The 22,044-nt window shown below is 72.2% G+C and carries 18 protein-coding genes; 7 read left to right on the top strand and 11 right to left on the bottom strand.

Annotation, left to right across the window (positions count from 1 at the left end; all coding sequences use genetic code 11):
• The first annotated feature begins 425 nt into the window (after window positions 1-425).
• The 5 genes from kdgD to BLA60_RS09150 are packed head-to-tail and all read left to right on the top strand — an operon-like array spanning window position 426 to window position 6,214.
• Window positions 426-1,340: a 5-dehydro-4-deoxyglucarate dehydratase gene (kdgD, locus tag BLA60_RS09170; RefSeq protein ID WP_075132354.1), complete on the top strand. Its 915-nt coding sequence runs from the start codon at window positions 426-428 to the stop codon at window positions 1,338-1,340.
• The gene (locus BLA60_RS09165; RefSeq protein WP_075132353.1) at window positions 1,337-2,665 is read left to right on the top strand and encodes an enolase C-terminal domain-like protein; all 1,329 of its coding nucleotides are present in this window, start codon (window positions 1,337-1,339) and stop codon (window positions 2,663-2,665) included. The genes kdgD and BLA60_RS09165 overlap by 4 nt, the downstream gene beginning before the upstream one ends.
• On the top strand, window positions 2,662-3,801 hold the full coding sequence (locus tag BLA60_RS09160; RefSeq protein WP_075132352.1) for an L-talarate/galactarate dehydratase: 1,140 nt from the start codon (window positions 2,662-2,664) through the stop codon (window positions 3,799-3,801). The genes BLA60_RS09165 and BLA60_RS09160 overlap by 4 nt, the downstream gene beginning before the upstream one ends.
• On the top strand, window positions 3,798-5,294 hold the full coding sequence (locus BLA60_RS09155; protein ID WP_075132351.1) for an aldehyde dehydrogenase (NADP(+)): 1,497 nt from the start codon (window positions 3,798-3,800) through the stop codon (window positions 5,292-5,294). Before BLA60_RS09160 ends, BLA60_RS09155 begins: the two co-directional genes overlap by 4 nt.
• A complete protein-coding gene (locus BLA60_RS09150; RefSeq protein ID WP_075132595.1) occupies window positions 5,291-6,214 on the top strand; it encodes an AEC family transporter in 924 nt (307 codons plus the stop codon). Before BLA60_RS09155 ends, BLA60_RS09150 begins: the two co-directional genes overlap by 4 nt.
• Here the strand turns inward: BLA60_RS09150 and BLA60_RS09145 are convergent.
• From BLA60_RS09145 to BLA60_RS09105, 9 genes are all read right to left on the bottom strand, one after another.
• Complete coding sequence (locus BLA60_RS09145; protein WP_245811894.1) at window positions 6,211-6,927, bottom strand: FadR/GntR family transcriptional regulator; 717 nt, start codon at window positions 6,925-6,927, stop codon at window positions 6,211-6,213. The two genes, BLA60_RS09150 and BLA60_RS09145, sit on opposite strands and share 4 nt — an antisense overlap.
• 21 nt (window positions 6,928-6,948) lie before the next feature.
• Window positions 6,949-7,863: a dihydrodipicolinate synthase family protein gene (locus BLA60_RS09140; RefSeq protein WP_075132350.1), complete on the bottom strand. Its 915-nt coding sequence runs from the start codon at window positions 7,861-7,863 to the stop codon at window positions 6,949-6,951.
• Window positions 7,864-7,997: 134 nt separating this feature from the next.
• Window positions 7,998-9,194, bottom strand: a complete 1,197-nt coding sequence (locus BLA60_RS09135) for a sialidase family protein (protein WP_342744718.1) — start codon at window positions 9,192-9,194, stop codon at window positions 7,998-8,000.
• Window positions 9,191-11,068: a sialidase family protein gene (locus BLA60_RS09130; RefSeq protein ID WP_075132349.1), complete on the bottom strand. Its 1,878-nt coding sequence runs from the start codon at window positions 11,066-11,068 to the stop codon at window positions 9,191-9,193. The genes BLA60_RS09135 and BLA60_RS09130 overlap by 4 nt, the downstream gene beginning before the upstream one ends.
• A gap of 13 nt (window positions 11,069-11,081) precedes the next feature.
• A complete protein-coding gene (locus tag BLA60_RS09125) occupies window positions 11,082-12,044 on the bottom strand; it encodes an oligopeptide/dipeptide ABC transporter ATP-binding protein (RefSeq protein WP_075132348.1) in 963 nt (320 codons plus the stop codon).
• Entirely contained in the window at window positions 12,041-13,999 is a 1,959-nt protein-coding gene (locus tag BLA60_RS09120) for a dipeptide/oligopeptide/nickel ABC transporter permease/ATP-binding protein (RefSeq protein ID WP_075132591.1), read from the bottom strand. Before BLA60_RS09120 ends, BLA60_RS09125 begins: the two co-directional genes overlap by 4 nt.
• The gene (locus BLA60_RS09115) at window positions 13,999-14,955 is read right to left on the bottom strand and encodes an ABC transporter permease (RefSeq protein ID WP_245811893.1); all 957 of its coding nucleotides are present in this window, start codon (window positions 14,953-14,955) and stop codon (window positions 13,999-14,001) included. Before BLA60_RS09115 ends, BLA60_RS09120 begins: the two co-directional genes overlap by 1 nt.
• Window positions 14,956-14,968: 13 nt before the next feature.
• Window positions 14,969-16,582 carry an ABC transporter substrate-binding protein gene (locus BLA60_RS09110; protein WP_084734772.1) on the bottom strand — a complete coding sequence of 538 codons (1,614 nt, stop codon included), beginning with the start codon at window positions 16,580-16,582 and terminating at the stop codon, window positions 14,969-14,971.
• A 192-nt stretch (window positions 16,583-16,774) separates the two neighbouring features.
• Window positions 16,775-17,890 (bottom strand): sugar phosphate isomerase/epimerase family protein, encoded by a 1,116-nt coding sequence (locus BLA60_RS09105; protein ID WP_075132346.1) that lies wholly within the window; start codon window positions 17,888-17,890, stop codon window positions 16,775-16,777.
• A 164-nt stretch (window positions 17,891-18,054) separates the two neighbouring features.
• Here BLA60_RS09105 and BLA60_RS09100 point away from each other — a divergent pair, with 164 nt between their 5' ends.
• Both BLA60_RS09100 and BLA60_RS09095 read left to right on the top strand, forming a co-directional pair.
• Window positions 18,055-18,522, top strand: a complete 468-nt coding sequence (locus BLA60_RS09100; protein ID WP_075132345.1) for a DUF1707 SHOCT-like domain-containing protein — start codon at window positions 18,055-18,057, stop codon at window positions 18,520-18,522.
• Between the two features lie 449 nt (window positions 18,523-18,971).
• Complete coding sequence (locus tag BLA60_RS09095; protein ID WP_211288653.1) at window positions 18,972-20,207, top strand: SGNH/GDSL hydrolase family protein; 1,236 nt, start codon at window positions 18,972-18,974, stop codon at window positions 20,205-20,207.
• Here the strand turns inward: BLA60_RS09095 and BLA60_RS09090 are convergent.
• Together BLA60_RS09090 and BLA60_RS09085 are read right to left on the bottom strand one after the other, a co-directional pair.
• The gene (locus tag BLA60_RS09090; RefSeq protein ID WP_154814230.1) at window positions 20,194-20,940 is read right to left on the bottom strand and encodes a CPBP family intramembrane glutamic endopeptidase; all 747 of its coding nucleotides are present in this window, start codon (window positions 20,938-20,940) and stop codon (window positions 20,194-20,196) included. The genes BLA60_RS09095 and BLA60_RS09090 overlap by 14 nt on opposite strands.
• A 63-nt stretch (window positions 20,941-21,003) precedes the next feature.
• Window positions 21,004-21,936: a hypothetical protein gene (locus BLA60_RS09085; RefSeq protein WP_084734770.1), complete on the bottom strand. Its 933-nt coding sequence runs from the start codon at window positions 21,934-21,936 to the stop codon at window positions 21,004-21,006.
• Between the last annotated feature and the right edge of the window lie 108 nt (window positions 21,937-22,044).

The following is a 22,044-nucleotide window of genomic DNA, read 5'->3' as shown; positions in this document are numbered from 1 at the left end:
GTCGGAACTGTCAACGTGCCAACGTTGCCAGGAGTCGGTTGGTGCCCGCGACGCCCGGCGCCGGACCGGTTGCCGCCAGACGGTGTTGGCCGTGGTCGCTGATCATGGCGTTGTCCCCGTCGAGACGGTCACCCGTGCGGCGGAGCGTCATGAGCCTCCTTCATGCCTGTCCGCATCCCGAGAGGCATGGATTGATACCTTCCGGGCATGGTGCACGCGCTGGAGCAGGGGCGTGGGTGCGTCGCCGTCGCCGACGAACCGCACTTCGGTCGTGCCGCGACGAAGCTCACGATGACCCAGCCCCCGCTGAGCAGGTAGATCCAGAAGCTGGAGCGGCTTCATCCCGACCACGTGATGCCCTGACGGTATCGCGTCATGCGAAACAGCACTTGGACAGGCATCGTGGGGAGCCTTTTGATGGATTCGTGACGATCCTGCCTCCGGACGCCCTGGCCGACCGTCTGCGCTCCGGTCTGCTGTCCTTCCCGGTGACCCACTTCGACGCCGACCTCCAGTTCGACGAGCCCCGCTACCGCGAACACCTGGCCTGGCAGGCCGGGTTCGACGTCGCCGGCCTGTTCGCCGCCGGCGGCACCGGCGAGGGCTTCTCGCTGACCTCCGCCGAGGTGGACCGCGTCGTGCGGGCCGCCGTCGACGAGGTCGGCGGGCGGGTGCCGGTCCTGGCCCCGGCCACCGGCGCGACCGTCGTCGCGCTCGCCCAGGCGCGGGCCGCGGAGGCCGCCGGCGCGTCGGGCGTGCTGCTGTTCCCGCCCTACCTCACCGAGGCCGGCCAGCGCGGGCTGGTGGAACACGTCAGCACGGTGTGCCGGGCCACCCGCCTCGGGGTGATCGTCTACAGCCGCGCCAACGCGGTGTTCACCGACGCCTCGGTGGCCGAACTGGCCGACCGCAACCCGAACCTCATCGGCCTCAAGGACGGCGTCGGCGACATCGAACGGCTCACCCGCACCTACGCCAAGGTCGGCGACCGGCTGATCTACGTCGGCGGCCTGCCCACGGCCGAGACCTTCGCCCTGCCGCTGCTGCAACTGGGCGTCAGCACGTACTCCTCGGCGCTGTACAACTTCCTGCCCGAGTTCGCGCTGCGCTTCTACGCCGCGGTCCGAGCCCAGGACCGGGAGACGGTGTACCGCCTGCTGTCGGAGTTCGTCATCCCCTACCTGGACATCCGCGACCGAGGCCGGGGTTACGCGGTGTCGATCGTGAAGGCCGGGCTGACCGCCGTCGGCCGGGACGGCGGCCGGGTCCGGCCCCCGCTGTCCGACCTGTCCACCGACGAGCTGGCGGAGTTGACCGACCTGGTAAGGAAGGTCGGATGAGCCCCACCGTCGAGCGCGTCGAGGTCGTGCCGGTCGCCGGGTACGACAGCATGCTGTTGAACCTCAGCGGCGCGCACGGCCCGTACTTCACCCGCAACATCGTCATCCTGACCGACGACGATGGCCGCGTCGGCCTCGGCGAGGTGCCGGGCGGCGAGGCCATCCGGCGCACGGTCGCCGACGCCGCCGGCCTGGTCACCGGCCGCCCGGTCGCCACCTACCCGGCGACGCTGCGCGCGGTGGCCGACACCTTCGCCGGCCGGGACGCCGCCGGGCGCGGGAGGCAGACCTTCGACCTGCGCACCACCGTGCACGCGGTCACCGGCCTGGAGTCCGCGCTGCTCGACCTGTTCGGCCAGTTCCTCGGTGTGCCGGTGGCCGACCTGCTGGGCGATGGCCGCCGCCGCGACGCGGTGCCCGTCCTGGGCTACCTGTTCTACGTCGGCGACCGGCGCGCCACCGACCTGCCCTACCTCGCCGAGCCCGACCCGGCCGACGACTGGGAACGGCTGCGCCGCGAGCCGGCGCTGTCCACCGAGGCCGTCGTCGCGCTGGCCGAGGCCGCGCGCGCCCGCTACGGGTTCGCCGATTTCAAGCTCAAGGGCGGGGTCCTGCCGGCCGAGCGGGAGATCGCCGACGTGGTGGCGCTGGCCGAACGGTTCCCCGACGCGCGGATCACCATCGACCCCAACGGCGCGTGGCCGCTGGCCGAGGCGGTCGCGCTGTGCCGGGACCTGCGCGGCGTGCTCGCCTACGCCGAGGACCCGGTCGGCGCGGAGGCCGGCTACTCCGGGCGGGAGACCATGGCCGAGTTCCGCCGCGCCACCGGACTGCCGACCGCCACCAACATGATCGCCACCGACGGGCGCCAGCTCGCGCACGCCGTGCGTGCCGGTGCCGTGGACATCCCGTTGGCGGACCCGCACTTCTGGACCGTGCGCGGCGCGGTCCGGGTCGCCCAGCTCTGCACCGACTTCGGCCTGACCTGGGGTTCGCACTCCAACAACCACTTCGACATCTCGCTGGCGATGCTCACCCACACCGGCGCGGCCGCCCCCGGCCCGATCACCGCCCTGGACACCCACTGGATCTGGCAGGACGGCCAGGCCCTGACCCGCCGGCCACCCCGGGTCGAGAACGGTCAGGTCACCGTCCCGACCAGTCCCGGCCTTGGCCTGGAACTGGACCGCGACGCCCTGGCCGCCGCCCACAACCTGTATCGCGAACACGGCCTGGGCGCCCGCGACGACGCGATCGCCATGCGCCAGCTCGTCCCCGGCTGGGTGTTCGACCCCCGACGTCCTTGTCTGGCCGGTGTTTCATGATCGACCGGATCACGTCGGTGACCCTGTCGTCGGTGCGGTTGCCGTTGGCCACGGGGATCAGCGACGCCAAGGTGTTCACCGGGCGGCAGCGGCCGATGACCGAGGTCGCGTTCCTGTTCGCCGAGATCGCCACCGAGGCGGGGCTGCGCGGTGTCGGCTTCGGCTACGCCAAGCGGGCCGGTGGGCCGGCCCAGTTCGCGCACGCCCGCGAGGTCGCGCCCGAGCTGATCGGCGAGGACCCCAACGACATCGGCCGGCTGTGGACCAAGCTCGTCTGGGCCGGCGCCTCGGTCGGGCGCAGCGGCGCGGCGACCCAGGCCCTGGCCGCGGTCGACATCGCGCTGTGGGACCTCAAGGCCAAGCGGGCGAACCTGCCGCTGGCCAAGCTGCTCGGCGCCCACCGCGACTCGGTGCGCTGCTACAACACCTCCGGCGGCTTCCTGCACGAGCCGGTCGAGCGGATCCGGGACAACTGCACCGCCACGCTCGAGTCCGGGGTCGGCGGCATCAAGATCAAGGTCGGCCAGCCGGACCACCGCGCCGACCTGCGCCGGGTCGCGGCCATCCGCGAACACCTCGGCGACGACGTGCCACTGATGGTCGACGCCAACCAGCAGTGGGACCGGCCGACCGCGCACCGGATGGGCGCCGCGCTGGAGGAGTTCGGCCTGGTCTGGATCGAGGAGCCGCTCGACGCCTACGACGCCGCCGGCCACGCGGCGCTGGCCGCCGCGCTGACCACGGCCGTGGCCACCGGCGAGATGCTCACGAGCGTCGCCGAGCACCACGAGCTCATCCGCCACGGCGCGGCCGACGTCCTGCAACCCGACGCGCCGCGCATCGGCGGCATCACCGAGTTCCTCCGCCTCGCCGCGCTCGCCGACCACCACCACCTGGAGCTGGCGCCGCACTTCGCGATGGAGATCCACCTGCACCTGGCCGCCGCCTACCCGCGCGAGCCGTGGGTGGAACACTTCGACTGGCTGCACCCGCTGTTCGAGGAGCGGCTGGTGACCGAGGGCGGACGGATGTGGCTGCCCGACCGGCCCGGCCTGGGCATCACCCTCAGCGAACGGGCCAGGGCGTGGACCGTCGACTCCGCCACGATCGACCAGCCACCGGGAGGAACACCGTGACCGACGTACTCAGCATCGACCCGCGCACCGGCGAGATCGCCGAGGTCGTCGCCGCCGAGACGTCCACGGCCGACCTCGCCGCGCTGTGCTCGGCCGCCGTGAACGCCGCCCCGGCCCTGGACGCACTGGGCCGCGCCGGTCGCGCCGCGCTGCTGCGCGCCATGGCCGACGCACTGGAGGCCCGCCGCGCCGAGGTCGTCGCCGTCGCCGACCGGGAGACCGCGCTCGGCGGGACCCGGCTGGGCGGTGAGCTGACCCGCACCGCCTACCAGCTGCGGGTCTTCGCGGACGTCCTCGACGACGGCGGCTACCTGGAAGCGGCCGTCGACCACGCCGGCGACACCCCGATGGGGCCGCGCCCGGACCTGCGGCGGATGCTGGTGCCGCTGGGCCCGGTCGCCGTGTTCGGCGCGAGCAACTTCCCGCTGGCGTTCTCGGTCCCCGGCGGGGACACCGCCTCCGCGCTGGCCGCCGGCTGCCCGGTGGTGGTCAAGGCGCACGGCTCGCACCCGGCGACGTCCCAGCTCTGCCACGACATTCTCGCCGAGGTCGCCCCGGCGGGCACCCTCGGCCTGGTGCACGGGGTGCGTGCGGGCGCGGAGCTGGTGGCGCACCCGGCGATCCGCGCTGTCGGCTTCACCGGCTCGGTGGCCGGCGGCCGGGCGCTGCTGGAGATCATCGAACGCCGGCCGGACCCGGTGCCGTTCTTCGGCGAACTCGGCAGCCTCAACCCGGTGGTGGTCACCCCGGCCGCGGCCGCAGGGCGGGGCACGGCGATCGGCGGCGAGCTGATCGGCTCGGCGACCCTCGGCGCCGGCCAGTTCTGCACGAAACCGGGCCTGGTCCTGGTTCCGGCCGGCGCCGACGGTGACGTCGTGGTCGCGGCGATGGCCGGCGCGGTGGGGGAGTCCGGCTCCCAGGTCCTGCTCAACGAGGGCATCGCCGGCTCGTTCGACCGGCTGTCCGGGACCCTCGCGGGACTGCCGGGTGTGGAGGTCCTCGCCCGGGGCGCCGGTCCGGCCACCGCCGGGTTCACCGCAGCCCCGCTGCTGTTGGGCACCACCGCCGCCGCGCTGCCGGCCGAGGTGACCGAGGAGTGCTTCGGCCCGGTCACCGTCGTCGTGCGCTACGCCGGCGAGGACGAGCTGTTCGCGGTGCTCGCGACGCTGCCCTCCTCGCTGACCGCGACCGTGCTGCGCGGCGAGGCCGAGACCGACCTGCCCCGGGAGCTCTCCCAGCGGCTGCTCGCCCGCGCCGGCCGGCTGGTCTACGACGGCTACCCCACGGGTGTCGCGGTGTCCTGGGCCCAGCACCACGGCGGCCCGTGGCCCTCGACCAACTCCCAGCACACCTCGGTCGGCACGACCGCCATCCGGCGTTTCCTGCGCCCGGTGACCTGGCAGAACGCCCCGGCCGAGCTGCTGCCGGCCGAGCTGGCCGACGACTACCGGCAGATCCCGCGCCGCGTCGACGGCGTGCTGGAGCTGCCCTGACCTCGGTTCTGGCCGGTTTCGGCGCGCTGATCGCGGTCATCGCCGTCGGCTGGGTCGCCGGCCGGGTGCGGGTGCTGGGGGAGGAGGCGGCCGGGGTCCTGTCGCGCCTGTCGTTCTACGTCGCGACGCCCGCGCTGCTGCTGCTCACCCTGGCCGAGGCCGACCCCGGGGTGCTCGCCTCGCCGGCGCTGGTCGCCATCGCCGGCAGTGCCCTGCTGTGCGCGGCGGGGTACGTGGCCCTGGCCCGCTGGCGGTGGCGTTCGCCGCCGGGCCGGCTGGCCACCGGCGCGCTCGCCGCCTCGTACGTGAACTCCGGCAATCTCGGCGTGCCGCTCACGGCCTACGTGCTCGGCGACGCCTCGTACGTGGCGCCGGTGCTGCTGTTCCAGGTGCTGGCGCTCGGGCCGGTCGGGTTGAGCGTGCTCGCCGGAGCCCGCGAGGGAGTCTCCCGGCGCCGGCTGCTGACCCAGCCGCTGCGCACGCCGATCGTGCTGGGCTGTCTGGCTGGCCTGGCGATCGCGGCGGTCGGGTGGCGGATGCCCGAACCGCTGACCCGGCCGATCGAGCTGATCGCCGCGCTCGCGGTCCCGGCCGCGCTGCTGGCGTACGGCCTGAACCTGCACGGCGCGCCCCGCCCGGCCTCGGGCGAGGGCGCCGGCCAGGTGTGGCTCGCGGTGGTGCTCAAGGTGGTGGTCCACCCGGTGCTGGCCTACGTCCTTGGCCGCTGGGTCGCCGGCCTGGACGGGGTGGCGCTGCTCGCGGTCACCCTCACCTCGGCGCTGCCGACCGCGCAGAACGTGTTCGTCTACGCCGCCACCTACGACCAGGGCACCGAACTGGCCCGCGACGTCGTGCTGCTCAGCACGGTCGGCTCGGTGCCGGTCCTGATCGGCATCGCGCTGCTGCTGTCCGGTACCTAGGTGGCACGCAGTTGGGAGACCCGCGCGTCGAGGTTGCGGAAGTGCTCGTCCATCGCGACCTCCGCGCGGGCCACGTCGTGCTTGCGCAGCGCGGTGACGATCGCCCGGTGGCGGCGCACGGTCTGCATGGGGTTGGGGTCGGTGACGCCCAGCCGGTGGTTGACCCGGTGGAAGACGTCCCAGAACGCCCGCAGCAGTTGGGTCACCAGCGCGTTGTTCAACGACCGGTACAGCACCTCGTGGAACTCCCGGTCCTCCTCGGCGAACGTCTCGCCGGACTTCGCGCGTTCGCTCATCCGTTTGGTGACCTCGTCGAGCGCGGCGAGGTCCTCCTCGGGGACCGAGGCGGCGACCCGGCGGATCAGCGCGTTCTCCAGCGCCTCCCGCACCTCCAGGATCTCCTCCATCGACCGCAGGTCCCGGCCGATGTCGTGCAGCGCGCGGAAGGTCAGGCCGTCGGCGAGCGGGTCGAGCGACAGCCGGCCGACATAGGTGCCGTAGCCGTGCCGGATCTCCACGATGTCCAGCGCCTGCAACGCTTTGAGCGCCTCGCGGATGGAGTTGCGGCTCACCCCGAGCGTTTCCACCAGCTCGGTCTCGGTGGGCAGCGGATCGCCCGATTTGAGGCCACGGCTGAGAATGAGCCCGGTGATCTCATCCCTGATCGCCCGACTCATCCTGGTGGCCAGCTTGGCCGGCGTGTGCTGCGTCACGAGAACCTCCCGCGTCGAACCTTAGAGCAGACCGGCTTCGGCGAGATGGCGCCGTACTGCTTCGCGTTCCGCGTCGTCGAGGGGGACCATCGGCAGGCTCGTGGTCGCGCTGGTGATCACCCCTCTGGCCACCAGCCCTTCCTTGAACGCGCCGATGGCCGAGGAGTACCGGCCCATTCTGGGGCCGCCGACCCGGATCAGTTCGAACAGCCGCCCCAGCCGGGTCTGCTCGGCGCGCGCGGTGTCCCAGTCCTGGCGCCGCGCGGCCTCGTAGAGGCGCAGGTACCCGTGCGGGTCGACGTTGCCGATGCCCGGCACGAGGCCGTGTGCGCCGAGGAACAGGCCGAGGTCGGCCAGGGTCTCGGAGCCGGAGTAGCAACGCAACGCCGTGGCGTCGGTGGCCGCCAGGACCTCGCGCAGGCCTTCCAGGTCACCGCTGGAGTCCTTGAGGGCGGCGAGGGTGCCGTCGGCGGCGAGTTCGGCGACGACGTCGGCCGGCAGCTTCGAGCCGACGGAGCTGGGGATGTCGTAGGCGATCAGCGGCAGGTCGACCGCCGCGCGGATGGCCCGGAAGTGGCCGGGGAACTCCGTCGGGTGGGTCGGGGCGTAGAACGGCGCGGTGGCCACGAGCGCGTCGGCGCCGGCGGCCCGCGCGGCGCGCGCGTGGGCGATCACCCGGGGCGTGGTCGTGTCGATCACCCCGGCCAGGACGGGAACCTGGCCGGCGGCGACCCCGGCGACCACCTCCAGCGTCCGGTAGCGCACCTCGTCGGGGAGGTAGGCGACCTCGCCGGTGGACCCGGTGACGAACAGGCCGTGCATGCCGGCGTCGATGAGGAACGCGGCGAGGCGTTCCAGCGAGGGCACGTCCAGCTCCCGTTCCGGGGTCAGCGGGGTGCACACGGGTGGGACGACGCCGCCGTCGAGCTGTGTCAAGAGTGTCTCCCTCGGGGACCGGGTGCCTGCCTCGACATCCTACGTCCTATGTCCAATGTCCTACGCTTGCTTGGGCTGTCCACTGTGGAACCCCGGTCGGCGGGCCGTGGCCCCGCCCACCGACCGGGGACGACTCAGCCGGCCGAACCGGTCCCGGCCAGCTCCCGCAGCGACAGCTGGGTGAACGTGATCGTCTCGTAGCTGCCGTTCACGCCGGTCTCGTACAGCAGACCGATCCGGGAACCGGTCAACTGCACCAGGTCCGAGTACGCGGCCGGCGCGTCGGACACGACCTTCGCGTCCCGCCAGGTCCGGCCGCCGTCCGAGCTGGCCCGGATGGTCAGCTGGCGGCGGGCGGTCGCGTTGGCCGGCCCGGAGAACAGCAGGGTGTCCGGCCGCACGGTCTGCAACACGGTGCCCTGCACCTTCGGGATCGTCAGTCCGGGCTGCTGGGCGTAGGGCGCGGCCAGCGACGCGCCGCCGTCGCGGCTGTACCCGTCGACCCGGTTGGTGCCGGTGCCCTGGTTGCGGGAGTTGAAGTACAGCCGCCCGTCGGGCAGCTCGGCCACCGTGGTCTCGTTGGAGGCGGTGGTCGTGTCGGCCAGGTCCTCGGTGAACCCGATCCGCCAGGTCCGGCCGCCGTCGTCGCTGATCAGGTCGTGGCCGCCGTAGTACTTCGCCTCGGTGCCGACGTCCGGCGAGCCGGCCGGCGGGGCCTGCGAGTGGTTGGCCGGCACCACGATCCGCCCGGCGTGGCGGCCGTGCCGCAGCACGATCGCGTGCCCGGGACCGGTGGCGTACCAGCGCCAGTCGGCCTTCTTGGCCACCGAGGTGATCTCCCGGGGCGGACTCCAGGTGCGGCCGTTGTCCTTGCTGCGCTGGACGAACACCCGCCGGCTGTCCTCCGCCGACACCGTGCCGGACATGATCTCCCGCTCGGTGACCCGCCCGTTGGTCGTGGTCAGCAGGACGATCTCGCCGCCGGGCAACACGACCGGCGCGGGGTTGCCGGCCGTCGCGTCACCGTTGGTCGACACCACCGCCAGCGGCCCCCACGTGCAGCCGCCGTCGGTGGACCGACGCAGCACGACCTGGATCGCTCCGGTGTCACCGGCCGACTCGACCCGGCCCTCGGCGAAGGCCAGCACCGTGCCGCCCCGGCCCTGGACCACCGCCGGGATGCGGAAGGTGTGGTAGCCCTCGGTTCCCGAGGTGTAGGGCACCGACGTACAGCCGCTGGGCGGGGCCGGTGCCGCGGTCGCTGGCTGGGCGAGCGGAACGCCCAGCATGGCGACGGCCAGCGCGGCCAGCACCACACGAGGTTTTCTCACGGGGTTGTGCCTCCTTGGGTGGGGTGGACCCGGTCGAGCGGCAGGTGCAGCACCTGGCCCGCCGGAACGTCGGTGTTGGACAGTCGGAGCCGGTCGAGTTCGGCCGGGGACAGCGCGCGGGTGTGGAAGCGGACCTCGTCCAGCTCACCGGCCAGCCGCTGCTGGTAGTCCTGGCGCTGCCCCAGATGCAGCTGGAAGGCGACCCGTTCACCCAGCGCGCCGCCGACCGCGTCCCCGGCGGCCGCCAGCTCGCCGTCCACCCACAGCAGCAGCAGCCCCGCCGAGCGTTGCAGCGCCAGGTGGTGCCAGCGGCGGTCGGCGTAGGACTCGGTGGTGGCGACCGAGGAGCTGCCCTCGGCGGTGGTCAGCCACGCCCGCAGCCGGTTGGCGCCCGGCTCGGCCCGCAGCCACAGCTGCGGCGCGGTGGAACCCATGCCACCCAGCCACAGCAGCGCCTGGTCACCGGTCTTCTCGCCGTAGCGGAACCAGGTGCTCAGCGTCAGGTCACCCTCGCCCGGCAGCTGGGCCGGGTGGTAGGGCACCCGCAGGTAGTCGTCGACGCCGTCCAGGCGCAGTGCGTCGCCGTACCGGCCGCCGGTGGTCCGGGCGCCGCCGAGCACGACGGCCGCCGTCCTGGTCCTCGACATGTCCGGAGTGGACGGTCCGGCGGGCCGGCGCCACCCGAGGAGGTCCTCGGTGAACCGCGCGAAGCGGATCTCGTCGCGGGCGTCCACCGGGCCGGCCTCGTAGAGCAGGCCGATCTCGGCCGTGCGGACCGTCCGGTCGCTGATCTGCACCAGGTCGGAGTAGCCGGACCAGTCGTCGGTGATCCGGGTCCCCTGCTCGGCGGACTCCCAGGTCCGGCCGCCGTCGAAGGAGGAGCGGATCATCATCCAGCGGCGGCGGTCGGTGTCCGACGGCGCGGAGAACAGGATCCGGTCACCGCGCCCGATCCGCTCCAGGCGCAGTACCGCGCCCTGCACGGTCGGGGTCACCAGGTCGGGGATCGGCGTCCAGCCGGTGCTGAAGGTCTCGCCGCCGTCGCGGCTGACCGCGTAGGTCCGGTTGCCGACCGAGGTGCCGCCCTGCTCGCGGGCGCTGGCGTACACCGAGCCGTCGGCCAACTCGGTGACCGTGATCTCCTGCGGTTTCTGGGTGAACCGCCCACCCGGCGGGAACTCGGTGCGGCCAAGCGCCCCGATCCGCCAGGTCTCGCCGTGGTCGTCGCTGTACACCAGGGCGCCGTCGTTGGCGTGGGCGCGGGTGCCGTCGCTGGCCTCGCCGCTGATCCCGAACACCAGCCGGCCCGCGTGGCGACCCCTGGTCAGCTGGATGCCGTGCACCGGGCCGGTGGCGATCCACCAGTCCCAGTCCGGGCGCTTCACCTGGTCGCTCAGGTCGACCGGGTCCGACCAGCTCCGCCCGTCGTCGTCGCTGTACTGCAGGTGCGGCGTGCGCGTGCACGGGGTGTCGCACGGGCCGTCGTCGTCGCGGCCGGCGTTGTAGGTGGTGAACAGGAAGATCCGGCCGGTGACCCGGTCCACGATCGGCACCGGGTTGCCGTGGGTGTCCCCGCCGCCCTCGTTGACCAGCGACAGCGGTGACCAGGTCCGGCCGCCGTCGGTGGACCGCCTGAGCACGACGTCGATGTCGCCGGTGTCCCCGCAGTTGTCCACCCGCCCCTCGGCGAACGCGAGCAGCGACCCCTCGACGCCCCGCACGACCGCCGGGATCCGGAAGCAGGCGTAGCCCGACTCCTGGTCGGCCCGGAACAGGACCTGCTGGTCCAGCACCGGTTCCGGCGCCCGTTCGGCGAGCGCCGCCGGTGGGGCGAGCAGCGCGGCGCACAGGGCGCCGGCGAGCAGGAGCTTCACGGGTGACCGTCCTCTACGACTCGGGGTGGATGCAGCGGTAGGTGTGTCCCGGTGCGGGGGTGGACAGCGGCGGGACGTCGGCGGCGCACTCGTCGGTGGCCTTCCAACAGCGGGTGCGGAACCCGCAGCCGCTGGGCGGGCGGGTCGCCGAGGGCACCGGCCCGGTGAGGATGATCGGTTCGACGTCGTGGCGCAGGCTCGGTGTGGCCGAGAACAGCGCCCGCATGTACGGGTGGTGCGTGCCGTCCGGCACGGCCGAGGCCGGCGCCTGTTCCACGATGCGCCCGAGGTACATCGTGACGATCCGGTCGCTCATCTTCCGCACGGTCTGGATGTCGTGGGAGACGAACAGCATCGCCAGCCCCAGCCGCTCCCGCAGGTCGATCAGCAGGTTGAGGATCTGTGCGCGGACCGACACGTCCAGCGCCGAGGTCGGCTCGTCGGCCACCAGCAGCGCGGGGCGCAGCGCCAGCGCCCGGGCGATCGCCACCCGCTGGCGCTGACCGCCGGAGAGCTGGCCCGGGACCGCGTCGGCGACGCTGTCCGGCAGACCGACCAGCGACATCAGCTCCCGCACGCGGTCGGCTCGTTCGGCCGGCGTGCCGTCGCGGTGCACGTCCAGCGGGTCACGGATGATCATCTCCACCGACAGCCGCCGGTTGAGCGCGGTCGTCGGGTCCTGGAAGACCATCCCCACGTCCCGGCCGAACCGCCCGGCCCGCTGGGCGGCGTCCATCTCCCACAGCGGATCGCCGCGGAACCGCACGGTGCCGCCGGTCGGCCGCTGCAACCCGACGACCACCTTCGCCAGCGTCGACTTCCCGCAGCCCGATTCTCCGACGACCCCGACCGTCTCACCCTCGCGCAGCACCAGGTCGGCGGCGGTCAGCGCGTACACGCTGTCGTGGCCGAACAGCCGGGCGCCACGGGTGCGGTGCACCACGTGCACCTGGTCCAGTTCCAGCAACGCGGTCACGGCGCGACCACCTCCGCGTCCACCCGCGCCGGGTGGTGGCAGGCGACCAGATGGGTCACCGTGTCGCCGTCCCGGACCGGCGGATCCGTGTGGCACACCGAGCGCGCCGCCGGACACCGGTCGGCGAACCGGCACCCCGGCGAGAAGTCCGCCGGCGAGGGCACCACACCCTTGATCTGGGTCAACCGCGCCGCGTTCTCCTCCAGCGAGAGCACCGCGCTGAGCAGGCCCCGGGTGTAGTGGTGGCGCGGCGCGCCGACGACCCGGGCGATCGTGCCGGTCTCGGCGACCTGTCCGCCGTACATCACCACGACCCGGTCGGCGATCTCCGACACCAGCGCCAGGTCGTGGGACACCAGCACCAGCGCGAACCCGAGCTGTTCCTGCAACCCGAGCAGCAGCTGCATGATCTGCGCCTGCACGGTCACGTCCAGCGCGGTCGTCGGCTCGTCGGCGACGATCAGCCGGGGGTCGCGGGACAGCGCCATCGCGATCAGCACCCGCTGGCGCTGCCCGCCGGACAGCTCGTGCGGGTAGGCGCGCAGCGTCCGCTCCGGGTCCAGGTTCACCAGCTCCATCAGCTCGACCGGGGTGCGGGTGCCGCCGCGCCGGGTGAACTGCTTGAGCTGGGAGTGGATCGTCATCGCCGGGTTCAGCGAGCTGAGCGCGTCCTGGTAGATCATCGCCAGGTCGTGGCCGAGGTGGCGGCGCCGCTGGCGGGCGCTCAGTGCCAGCAGGTCGCGCTGGGCGAAACGAACCTGGCCGCTGACCCGCGCGCTGTCGGGCAGCAGGCCCATCACCGCCAGCGAGGTCAGCGTCTTGCCGCACCCCGACTCGCCGATCAGACCCAGCACCTCGCCCGAGCGCACGGAGAACGACACGTCGTCGACCACCCGCACGCCCTCGTGCCGGTCCCGGAAGGAGATCGCCAGGTGCTCGACGTCGAGCACGGTCTCCCGGCCGGTGAGGTCCCTGGCCCGCGCGCCGAGCCGGCTCCCGGCCTCCCGCAGGCCCTCGATCGGCAGTACCGGCTCCACCCGCCGCGCGGTGTCGGCCGGTGCCTCGGCCGCCTCCTTGGCCGCCTTCCCGGCCCGTGCCCGACGCGCCGATGGCCTGGCCCACGCGTCGGAGATGCCCTCGGACAGCACGTTGAGCGCCAGTACGGTCACCAGGATCATCAGGCCGGGGAACAGCGTCGCCCACCAGCCGCCGGTCAGCACCAGCTCCTTGCCGTTGGCCAGCACCGAACCCCACGACGGGTCGGGTTGCTGGATGCCGGCGCCGATGAACGACAGCGACGCCTCGAACACGATCGCGTCGGCCACCATCACCGTGCAGAACACCAGCACCGGCGCGGCGCAGTTCACCGCGATGTGCCGCAGCAGGATGTAGCCGCGTTTCGCGCCGATGATCCGCTCAGCGGCGACGTAGTCCTCGCTGTACTGGGCCAGCACGTTGGCCCGCACGACCCTGGCCACCGACGGCATGTTCAGGAACCCCAGCGCCAGGATCAGCACCAGCAGTCCCCGGCCGAACACCGCCACCAGCACCGCGGCCAGCGCGATCCCGGGGAAGGCCATCACCACGTCGAGCACCCGCATGATCGCCTCGCCGATCCGGCGCCCGGACGTCGCGGCGATCGCGCCGATGATCGCGCCGGAGACCAGCGCCAGCAGGGTCGCGCCGAGACCGATCGCCAGCGACCAGCGCGCTCCGTGCATCAGCCGGGAGAAGATGTCCCGGCCCGACGCGTCGGTGCCGAACCAGTGGTCCCCGTCGGGCCCGGCGACGTCCGCGCCCAGCAGGTACGGGTCGTGTTCGCTGATCAGCGGCGCGAACACCGCGGCCAGCGCCAGCAGCGCGAGCACCGCCAGCGACACCCAGGACGTCAGGCCCAGCCGCCGGAACCGGATCCCGCCCGGTCGGCTCAGCCGCTCCACGAGCCGCCGGCGCATCACGTGTGGCTCCGCAGGCGCGGGTTGGCGATCAGGTACAGCACGTCGACGATCAGGTTGACCAGCACGAACCCGATGGCGATCGTGATCACGAAGCCCTGGACCTTCGCGCTGTCGCCGTCGAGGACGGCCTGGATCATGTTCTGCCCCATTCCGGGCAGCGCGAACATCGTCTCGATGACGACCGCGCCGCCGAGCAGGTAGCCCAGCCGCAGGCCGAGCACGGTCAGCGGGGTGATCAGCGCGTTGCGCAGGACGTTGCGCCCCACCACGACCACCGGCGGCAGCCCGCCGCCGCGCGCGGTGCGTACGTAGTCCTTGTCCAGCTCCTCGACCATCGATGTGCGGATGACCCGGGTCAGTTGCGCGGCCACCGGCATCGCCAGCGACACCGCCGGCAGCGTCATCGAGTTCAGCCAGCCGGAGAACGAGTCGTTCATGCTGACGTAGCCGCTGGTCGGGAACAGGCCCTCGCCGACGGCCAGCCACTGCACGAGCAGCAGCGCGATCCAGAACGCCGGGGCCGCGACCCCGGCCAGCGTGACCACCCGGATGAGCTGGTCGGGCCAGCGGTCCCGGAAGACCGCCGACACCACGCCGAGCGCCACCGACAGCACGATCGCGATCAGCAGGCCCAGCAGCGTCAGCTGCACGGTCAGCGGCAGCGCGGTGGCGATGATGTCGGCCACCGGCTGCTTGCCGATCAGGCTGGTGCCGAAGTCACCCTGGGCCAGCTGGGCGACGAACCGGAAGTACTGCACCGGCCACGGGTCGAGCAGCCCGTTCTCCCGCCGGAACTGGTCGAGCTGTTCCTGCGAGGCGTTCGCGCCGTCGAACGCGGCCAGCGCCGGGTCGGTCGGCGCGAAGCGCATCACCACGAACACGAACAGCGCCACCCCGAGCAGCAACGGGATCAGCGACAGGACGCGGCCGAGCAGCATCCGCAGGACGATCACCGGGCGCTCCCCGTCACGCGACCGGCTCGGCCTGGTTCAGGTTGATGCCCGGGTAGCCCTGGGCGCGCACACCGGACAGCGTCGTGGTGTCCCAGGCGGTTCCGTTGTGGGTGAACACGATCGGGTACACGACCGCCTGGTCGGCCAGCGTGTCGAGGATCTGCTTGGTCAGCGGCGCGCGGGCGTCGTCGTCGGTCTCCGAGGCGGCCTCGTCGAGCAGGGCCAGCAGCGCCTGGGCGTCGCCGCCGGTCCACCGGGAGTACTTGGCGGCCACACCGGCACCGGCGTAGTAGTAGCGGATGAGCAGGTCCGGGTCGTTGCCGAACTGCTCGGCGTTCTGCGTGGTGGCCACGACCTGGAAATCGAACCCGCTGTCCAGCTTGGAGAACAGCGCCTTGGTGTCCTGGGTGTCCACAGTGGTCGGAACACCGATGGCGTCCCAGCCTTCCTTGATCACGTTCACGCAGTCGGCGACCAGCGTGGTGTTCGAGGTGGACAGGGTGACCTTCAGTCCGGTGACCCCGGCCTGGGCGAGCAGCGCCTTGGCCTTCCCGGGGTCGTAGGCCAGGTCGTTGGCCGCGGGTTGGGCGGTGTCCAGGTTGGGGTTGATGAACGAGACTCCGGCCGTGCCCTTGCCCTTGAGGCCGACCTCGATCAGCTTGTCCTTGTCGATCGCGTGGTGCAGCGCCTGGCGGACCAGCTTGTTGTCGTAGGGCGCGTGGGTGGTGTTGAACATCAGCCACAGGTTGTTGCCGCCGTCGGCGAACTCGACCGTGCGGCCGTCGGCCTCCAGCTGTGCGGCGTTGGCCGGCGGGATGTTCTCCACGATCTGCGCGGCCGGTTCGGCGCCGGAGATCTTGGCGACCCGGGGCGCGGCGTCGACGATCGAGTTCCACAGCATCGTCTTGTAGACGCCGGGCCTAGGCCCGTTGTAGTCGTCGAAGCGCTCGAAGCGGGTGTGGGACAGCGGTGCCTGCTCGACCACCTTGTACGGTCCGGAGCCGACGACCTTGCCGGCGATGGCGTCGTCCCACTTGCCGTCGAACACGTGCTTGGGAACGATCTTGACCGTCTGGATGCGGTGCAGCGCGTAGGGGAAGGGCTTGCTCAGGACGAACTCGACGGACTTCTCGCCGGCCGCGCGCACCTCCTGGAGCCAGCCGTCGAAGAACGTGCGGACCAGCACGTTCTCCTTCGGGTCCAGTGCCCTGGTGTAGGTGAACACGACGTCGTCGACGGTGACCGGCTTGCCGTCGTGCCAGGTGGCGCCGTCGCGTAACTCGAAGGTGAAGCTGGTGCCGCTGACGTCGGCCGGCAGTGCCTTGGCCAGTCCGGCGTAGGGCTCCCGGGTGATCGGGTCACCCTCCACAAGCGACTCGTAGCAGTGCAGGATCGCGGCCATGGAGAACGCGGAGGCCGTCTGCAGCGGGTCCCACGTCTGGTTGTTGCCGTAGCCGATGACCGCGGTGATCGACTCGGTGGAGTCGCCGGTGGCGTTCGTCGAGGCCGGCCCGCCGCACGCGGCGAGGCTGCTGGTGAACGCGGCCGCGACACCGGCGATCCCGGTGAGCCGCAGCATGTCCCGTCGGTTGATGGCCTGACCGAGTCCGGACCGATTTCTGGACACTCGCGCCTCCTGTGCCACGAGATAGGACATGGGACGTCCTATGACTGGCAGAACCTTAGGGTCTGCGCGCCCGGAAGGTCAAGAGTCCGTTGAACATTGCGGAAATGTCGTTGTCACGTAACGGAAACAGCCGGCCCCGCTGACATCGGGGCCGGCCGTCGCCGTCGTTGGCCTGCTGTGCCGTCCAGCGGCTCAGCGGCGGTAGATCGTCAGCTCGGACATGCTGGTGTAGCTCCGCGCGGCGAAGTCGAGCGACTGGCCGGGGACGGCGGTGCCGCCGGGGGCGTTGTCCTGCTCCCAGTTGGCGTGGTGGAAGTCCTGCTCGCCGATCGTCTGGAAGAACTGCTGGAAGTTGATGTCGCCCTCGCCGAGGGGCACCATGTCGTGCCCGTTGGGTACGGCCGGGTTCTTGTTGCCGTCCTTGGCGTGGAACAGCGGGAAGCGCGTGGTGCGCGGGGCGACGGTGAGGATCGGGTCGAACAGGTCGGTGCGGGCGCGACCGTGCCGGTCGGTGTAGGTGTGGTGCTTGAACCGGGCGACGTAGGCCCAGAAGACGTCCATCTCGAAGAAGACGTAGCGCGGGTCGGTCTTGTCGAAGAAGTACTCCAGGCGCCGGGTGCCGCTCGAGCGGGTGGGCCGGCCGTCGGCGTCGGTGGGGCCGGCGTCGAGCAGGAAGTTGTAGGCGGCGTCGTGGTTGTGGGTGTAGAGGCGCAGGCCGCGGGCACGGGCGCGGCGGCCGAGCTCGTTCCAGGTGTCGGCGGCGGCGTCCCAGTCGGTGCGGTAGGAGCTGTTGGTGGGGTCGGACCCGGTGCCGATGTTGCGCATCCCCAGTTCCTCGGCGATGTCCATCTGCTGGGTGAAGGTGTCCGGGTTGATCTGGGTGTGCGTGCCGTTGGCGACCAGACCGTTGTCGTCGAGGATCCTGCGGATCTCGCGCGGGGTGATCTGCCGGCCGAGGAGGGAGGTGTGCTGGGTGTAGCCGGCGAATTCGATCTCCCGGTAGCCGATCTCCGCGAGCCGGGCGAGGACGCGTTCGAAGCCGTAGGGGACGCCGCTGTCGTCGGGCGCGGCCGTGATCCGGTCCCGGACGCTGTAGAGGATGATCCCCCGGTTGCGGTCGGGAACGAGCGGTTCGACCCGCAGCCCGCGTCCGTGACCATGCCCGGCCTGACCCCGGTCGGCGAGAGCTGGGGTGGCCGTGGCCAGCACCGGAAGGCCGGCGGCCCCGAGTACGGCGGCGGCGCCGGCCGAGGCCCGGAAGACGTCACGCCTGGTCATCCCGGAGGGTCTGTTGGTGGTGTCTGCCATGGGTTTCCGCACCTTTCTGCGCGGCCACGCCGCGACGGCCCGCTCCTGGGGGGCGGGTGGGGGAGGAGGGAGACTTCGGTCAGGAGTATTGCATGCTTTCTCTCTTTTGGAACATACTTTTGATGATCAACAACAAAAGAGGTCTGGGCTCTACAATCTCCTGCATGGGGAAGGCTGCCGACGCCGAGATCCGGATCAGCAACGCTGAACGTGACGAGGCCGTTGCCACGTTGGGTGAGCACCTGTCGACCGGGCGTCTCGAACTGCCGGAGTACGAGCAGCGGTGCACCCGAGCGATCGACGCGCGAACGCGCGGGGAGCTGGAAGAGCTGTTCACCGACCTTCCCGCGCCCCACCCCGACCTGAGCTCGGCCACCTCGCCCGGCGAACTGGTGCGGCGAGCCGGTCAGCTGGTCCGGGACCCGACGGGAAAACGCGCGAAGAACGAACTGGCGCCGACAGGAGGCCAGGCCGCCGCGGAGGCCGTGGCGGGACTGGCGCTGATCGTCGGCGTACCGGCAGCGGTCCTGCTGACGATCTTCGCCGGCCTGTGGTGGCTGTTCATCCCGGTCGTCGGAGTGCTCGTGGTGGCCGGCGCCATCGCCGACGCCCTGAAGAAGCCGAAGGCCTAGCCGTCGCCGGTGCCAGAGGGTGGCGGCGGGCAGTTCGTCGCGGCCGGAACGCGGCCGGGGCGGGGCGCCCATGAGCCGGCGGAACTCGACGGTCAGGTGGAACTGGTCGTAGTAGCCGGCGTCGGACGCGAGGCGGGCCCTGGCGTGGGCCAGCACGGTTCGGACCCGGTCGATCGGGGCGACGTGTTGGGGTGACAGGCCGACGCCGTCGGCGACGACGTTGCGCAGGTGGCGTTCGCTGACGTGCGGCCGCCGTGCGGCGGCTGCCACTCCTTCGGCCAGTAGAGCCATCCCGAAACACCCTTCGGGTCAACTCCCGGGTGAGGGCGGCTGTTGCGCCGGTTGGGCGTTGACGTGGTTCCGAGAGCCTGCCTAGCCTTGATTCCGGAACTACGGCGAAACTTTCGGAGGCGTCGATGTCCCGTACCGCCCGCGGTGGTCCGGTTCTGGTGGTTCTCGTCGTTGCGCTGGTGGCCGGGTGGCTGGTGTCGGGGGCCGCCTCCGTGCCGGCCGCGTCACCACCGGCCTCGGTGGGTTGGGTGGGGACCTGGGCGAGTGTGCCCACCGCGACCCCGGCGGTCGCCACGCCCGTCGTCGACGACGAGACCGTGCGGCAGGTCGTGCATGTCAGCGTCGGCGGTGACTCGGTGCGGCTGCGGCTGACCAACGAGTTCGGCAGGACCGCCCTGCGCATCGGCGAGGTGCGTCTCGCCCGGCGGGCGGGCACCAGTGGGACCGACATCGTCGCGAGCACCGATCGGGGCATCACGTTCGGCGGGCGGCGGTCGGTGAGCGTGCCGGCCGGGGCGCCCATCGTCAGTGATCCGGTCCGGCTGCGGGTGCCGGCGGACGGTGACCTGGTGGTGAGCGTGTACCTGCCCGAGCGGACACCGGTCACCAGCATGCACAACTTCGCGATCCAGGAGAACGTCGTCGCCGCCGGGAACGTGGCGGGGGAGCGGGCGGTGGTGGCCGACCGGACCATCACCGCGTGGTACTTCCTGTCCTCGGTCAGTGTGCGGACCGCCGATCGCGGTGCGGTCGTCGCGCTCGGGGACTCGATCACCAACGGGTTCGAGACCGATCTCAACGCCAACCACCGGTGGCCGGACCTCTATGCCGACCGGTCCCGGTCGGCGGTGCTGAACCTCGGGGTGGCCGGCAACCGGCTGTTGCACGATCCCAACCCACCGCCGGGCAGCGACGCGGAGAGTTTCGCGGCGTTCTTCGGGGACAGCGCGTTGCGCCGGTTCGATCGGGACGTGCTCGCCCAGTCGGGTGTCTCCGATGTGATCGTGCTGTTGGGGGTGAACGATCTCGGGCACCCTGGCACGACGGCGCCGGAGAGCGAGACGGTCACCGCCGAGGAGATCATCGGCGCGCACCGCCAACTCGTGGTCCGGGCGCACGCGGCGGGGCTGCGGATCCACGGCGCCACGATCCTGCCGTTCAAGGGAGACACGCTCGGTTTCCACACCCCGGAGAACGAGGCCAAGCGCCAGGCCGTGAACCGGTGGCTGCGGACCAGCGGCACCTACGACACGGTCGTCGACCTCGACGTCGCGTTGCGTGACCCGGCCGACCCGTTGCGGCTGCGGCCCGCCTACGACAGCGGGGACCACCTGCACCCCAACGACGCCGGCATGGCCGCCATCGCCGAGGCGATACCGCTCACCCTTGGATGAGCAGCCACCACGCGACGAGCACCCCGCCCGAGTTGGTCGCCAGGTGCACCAGCATCGGCGCCAGCAGCCCCCGGCCGGTGTGGCGCCACCAGTGCAGTGCCACCCCGGCCAGCGCGGCCCCGAGCATCGCCAGTACCGACACGACCAGGATCGGCACCCCACCGAACGCCGAGTCGATGGCCGCGTTCTCCACCAGCGCCAGCGACGGCAGCGCGTGCCACAGGCCGAACAGCGCCGCCGCGCCGAGCACCGGGCGCCAGCGCCAGCGGTCGCCGGCGCCGAGCAGCGCCGGCAGGACGCCGCGGAAGGCGATCTCCTCCATCAGCACGGTGCCGAGCGGGATACGGATGAGCGTCACCCACAGCAAGGTGCCGATGCCCAGGGTGTCCAGGCGCCCGTTGCCGAACAGGTCCCGCAGCGCGGGCACGGCGACCGCCACGCCGAACGCCACGGCGATCGCCGCCAGGCCGACCAGGCCGAAGAACGCCGCGCGCCGCAGGTGCCGGGGATCGAGGCCGATGCAGCCGGCCCGCAGGCCCGACCAGCGCGCCACGGCCACCAGCGCCCCGGTGACGACCAGCCCGCACACCGGGTACGCCCACCCGGGCAGTACCAGGTTGACCAGCACGGTCGCGGACACCAGCAGGGTGAGCACGGCGACGGTCGCGGGGACGCGCCTGCCGGGCCTGTTGGTGACGGTCGGGAGGGTGGGGCGGTTCCGCACCAGCGGCATGAACATCCACCTCAGTGTGCCCGCCGAACCTGAGCGAAGCCTGTGCGGGGTCACCCGGCCAGGTCAGTGCCGGTCCCAGCGCAGGCCGTAGGCCATCCCGGCGGTGACGTCACGGAACCGCACCTGACAGTCACCGGCGTGGTCCACCGACACCTCCTCGGCCGGCGGGACCACGTCGTCGATGTCGCGCTGGAACGCCTTGCGCAGCAGCCGCACGGTCCCCGGCAGCCGGTCGCGGTGGAACCGCACCCGCAGGTCCAGCAGGTCACACGGGTAGGTGAGTACGCACGCCAGGTGCGGGCGCATCGGTGTGTCGTCGGGCAGCCGCAGACGCAGCGCGAAGTCGTGGGCCTCGCCCCTGGCCAGCGGCCGGGGCAGCACCAGCGTGAAGCCGAACCGGTCGCTGGCAGCCCGGCCCCGGTCGACCAGTGTGCCGCCGTGGAACAGGTCCACCTCGACGCCCGACGGTGACGGGGCGGTGACCGCGAGGTCGAACTCGGTCTGCCCGTCGGTCCCGGCGACGATCCGGCGGTACTGGATCACCTCGGGGCGGTCCCGGTCCAGGGCCATCGCCGCCCGCAGTTCGGCGATCCGCCACGACGGCGGGCGGGCGGCGGGCGCGGGGTCGCTCACCGCCGCCAGCTGCGCGAGGTGGTGGATGCCGTCGTCGATACGCCGCCGGGCGGTGCGCGGGTTGCGGTTGAGCTTCCTGGCCGCCCAGCTCACCCGGTCCTGGTAGAGCGGCAGCCGCGCGTCCGGCGAGATGGCGAACGCGGCCATCACCGCGACCCGCAGGTCGGCGGGCAGGCTCCGCGCGAGGTTCTCCAGGCGGGTGCAGACCTTGCGCCGGATCTCGGCCGGGCTGTCGTCCTCGGTCACCGCGCACACCCGGCGCAGCACGGCGCCCACCCGCTCGTCGATCCGGCGGACGAACACCCCTCGGCCCTTGCGCAGCGTCTTGAGCTCCTCGACCAGGTCGGACAGTGCCAGCGTCATGATTCCTCCACATCGGCCTCCGCGGAATCAGTCGTCCGGAACGGGTGAAACGTTGCCCGTTCGATCCGACGATCGGCCCGGAACCCGTTGGTGGGAACGGAATCACCC

This window comes from Actinophytocola xinjiangensis (genome assembly GCF_001921215.1).
Classification (GTDB): domain Bacteria; phylum Actinomycetota; class Actinomycetes; order Mycobacteriales; family Pseudonocardiaceae; genus Actinophytocola; species Actinophytocola xinjiangensis.
The sequence above is the reverse complement of the archived record's forward strand: the minus strand, read 5'-3'. Positions and strand labels throughout refer to the sequence as shown.

Coding starts and splice junctions, on each gene's coding strand:
- BLA60_RS09165 (WP_075132353.1), top strand. CDS start 1,337: ATGAGCCCCACCGTCGAGCGCGTCGAGGTCGTGCCGGTCGCCGGGTAC.
- BLA60_RS09160 (WP_075132352.1), top strand. CDS start 2,662: ATGATCGACCGGATCACGTCGGTGACCCTGTCGTCGGTGCGGTTGCCG.
- BLA60_RS09120 (WP_075132591.1), bottom strand. CDS start 13,999: ATGCGCCGGCGGCTCGTGGAGCGGCTGAGCCGACCGGGCGGGATCCGG.
- BLA60_RS09105 (WP_075132346.1), bottom strand. CDS start 17,890: ATGGCAGACACCACCAACAGACCCTCCGGGATGACCAGGCGTGACGTC.
- BLA60_RS09100 (WP_075132345.1), top strand. CDS start 18,055: ATGGGGAAGGCTGCCGACGCCGAGATCCGGATCAGCAACGCTGAACGT.
- BLA60_RS09090 (WP_154814230.1), bottom strand. CDS start 20,940: ATGCCGCTGGTGCGGAACCGCCCCACCCTCCCGACCGTCACCAACAGG.
- BLA60_RS09085 (WP_084734770.1), bottom strand. CDS start 21,936: ATGACGCTGGCACTGTCCGACCTGGTCGAGGAGCTCAAGACGCTGCGC.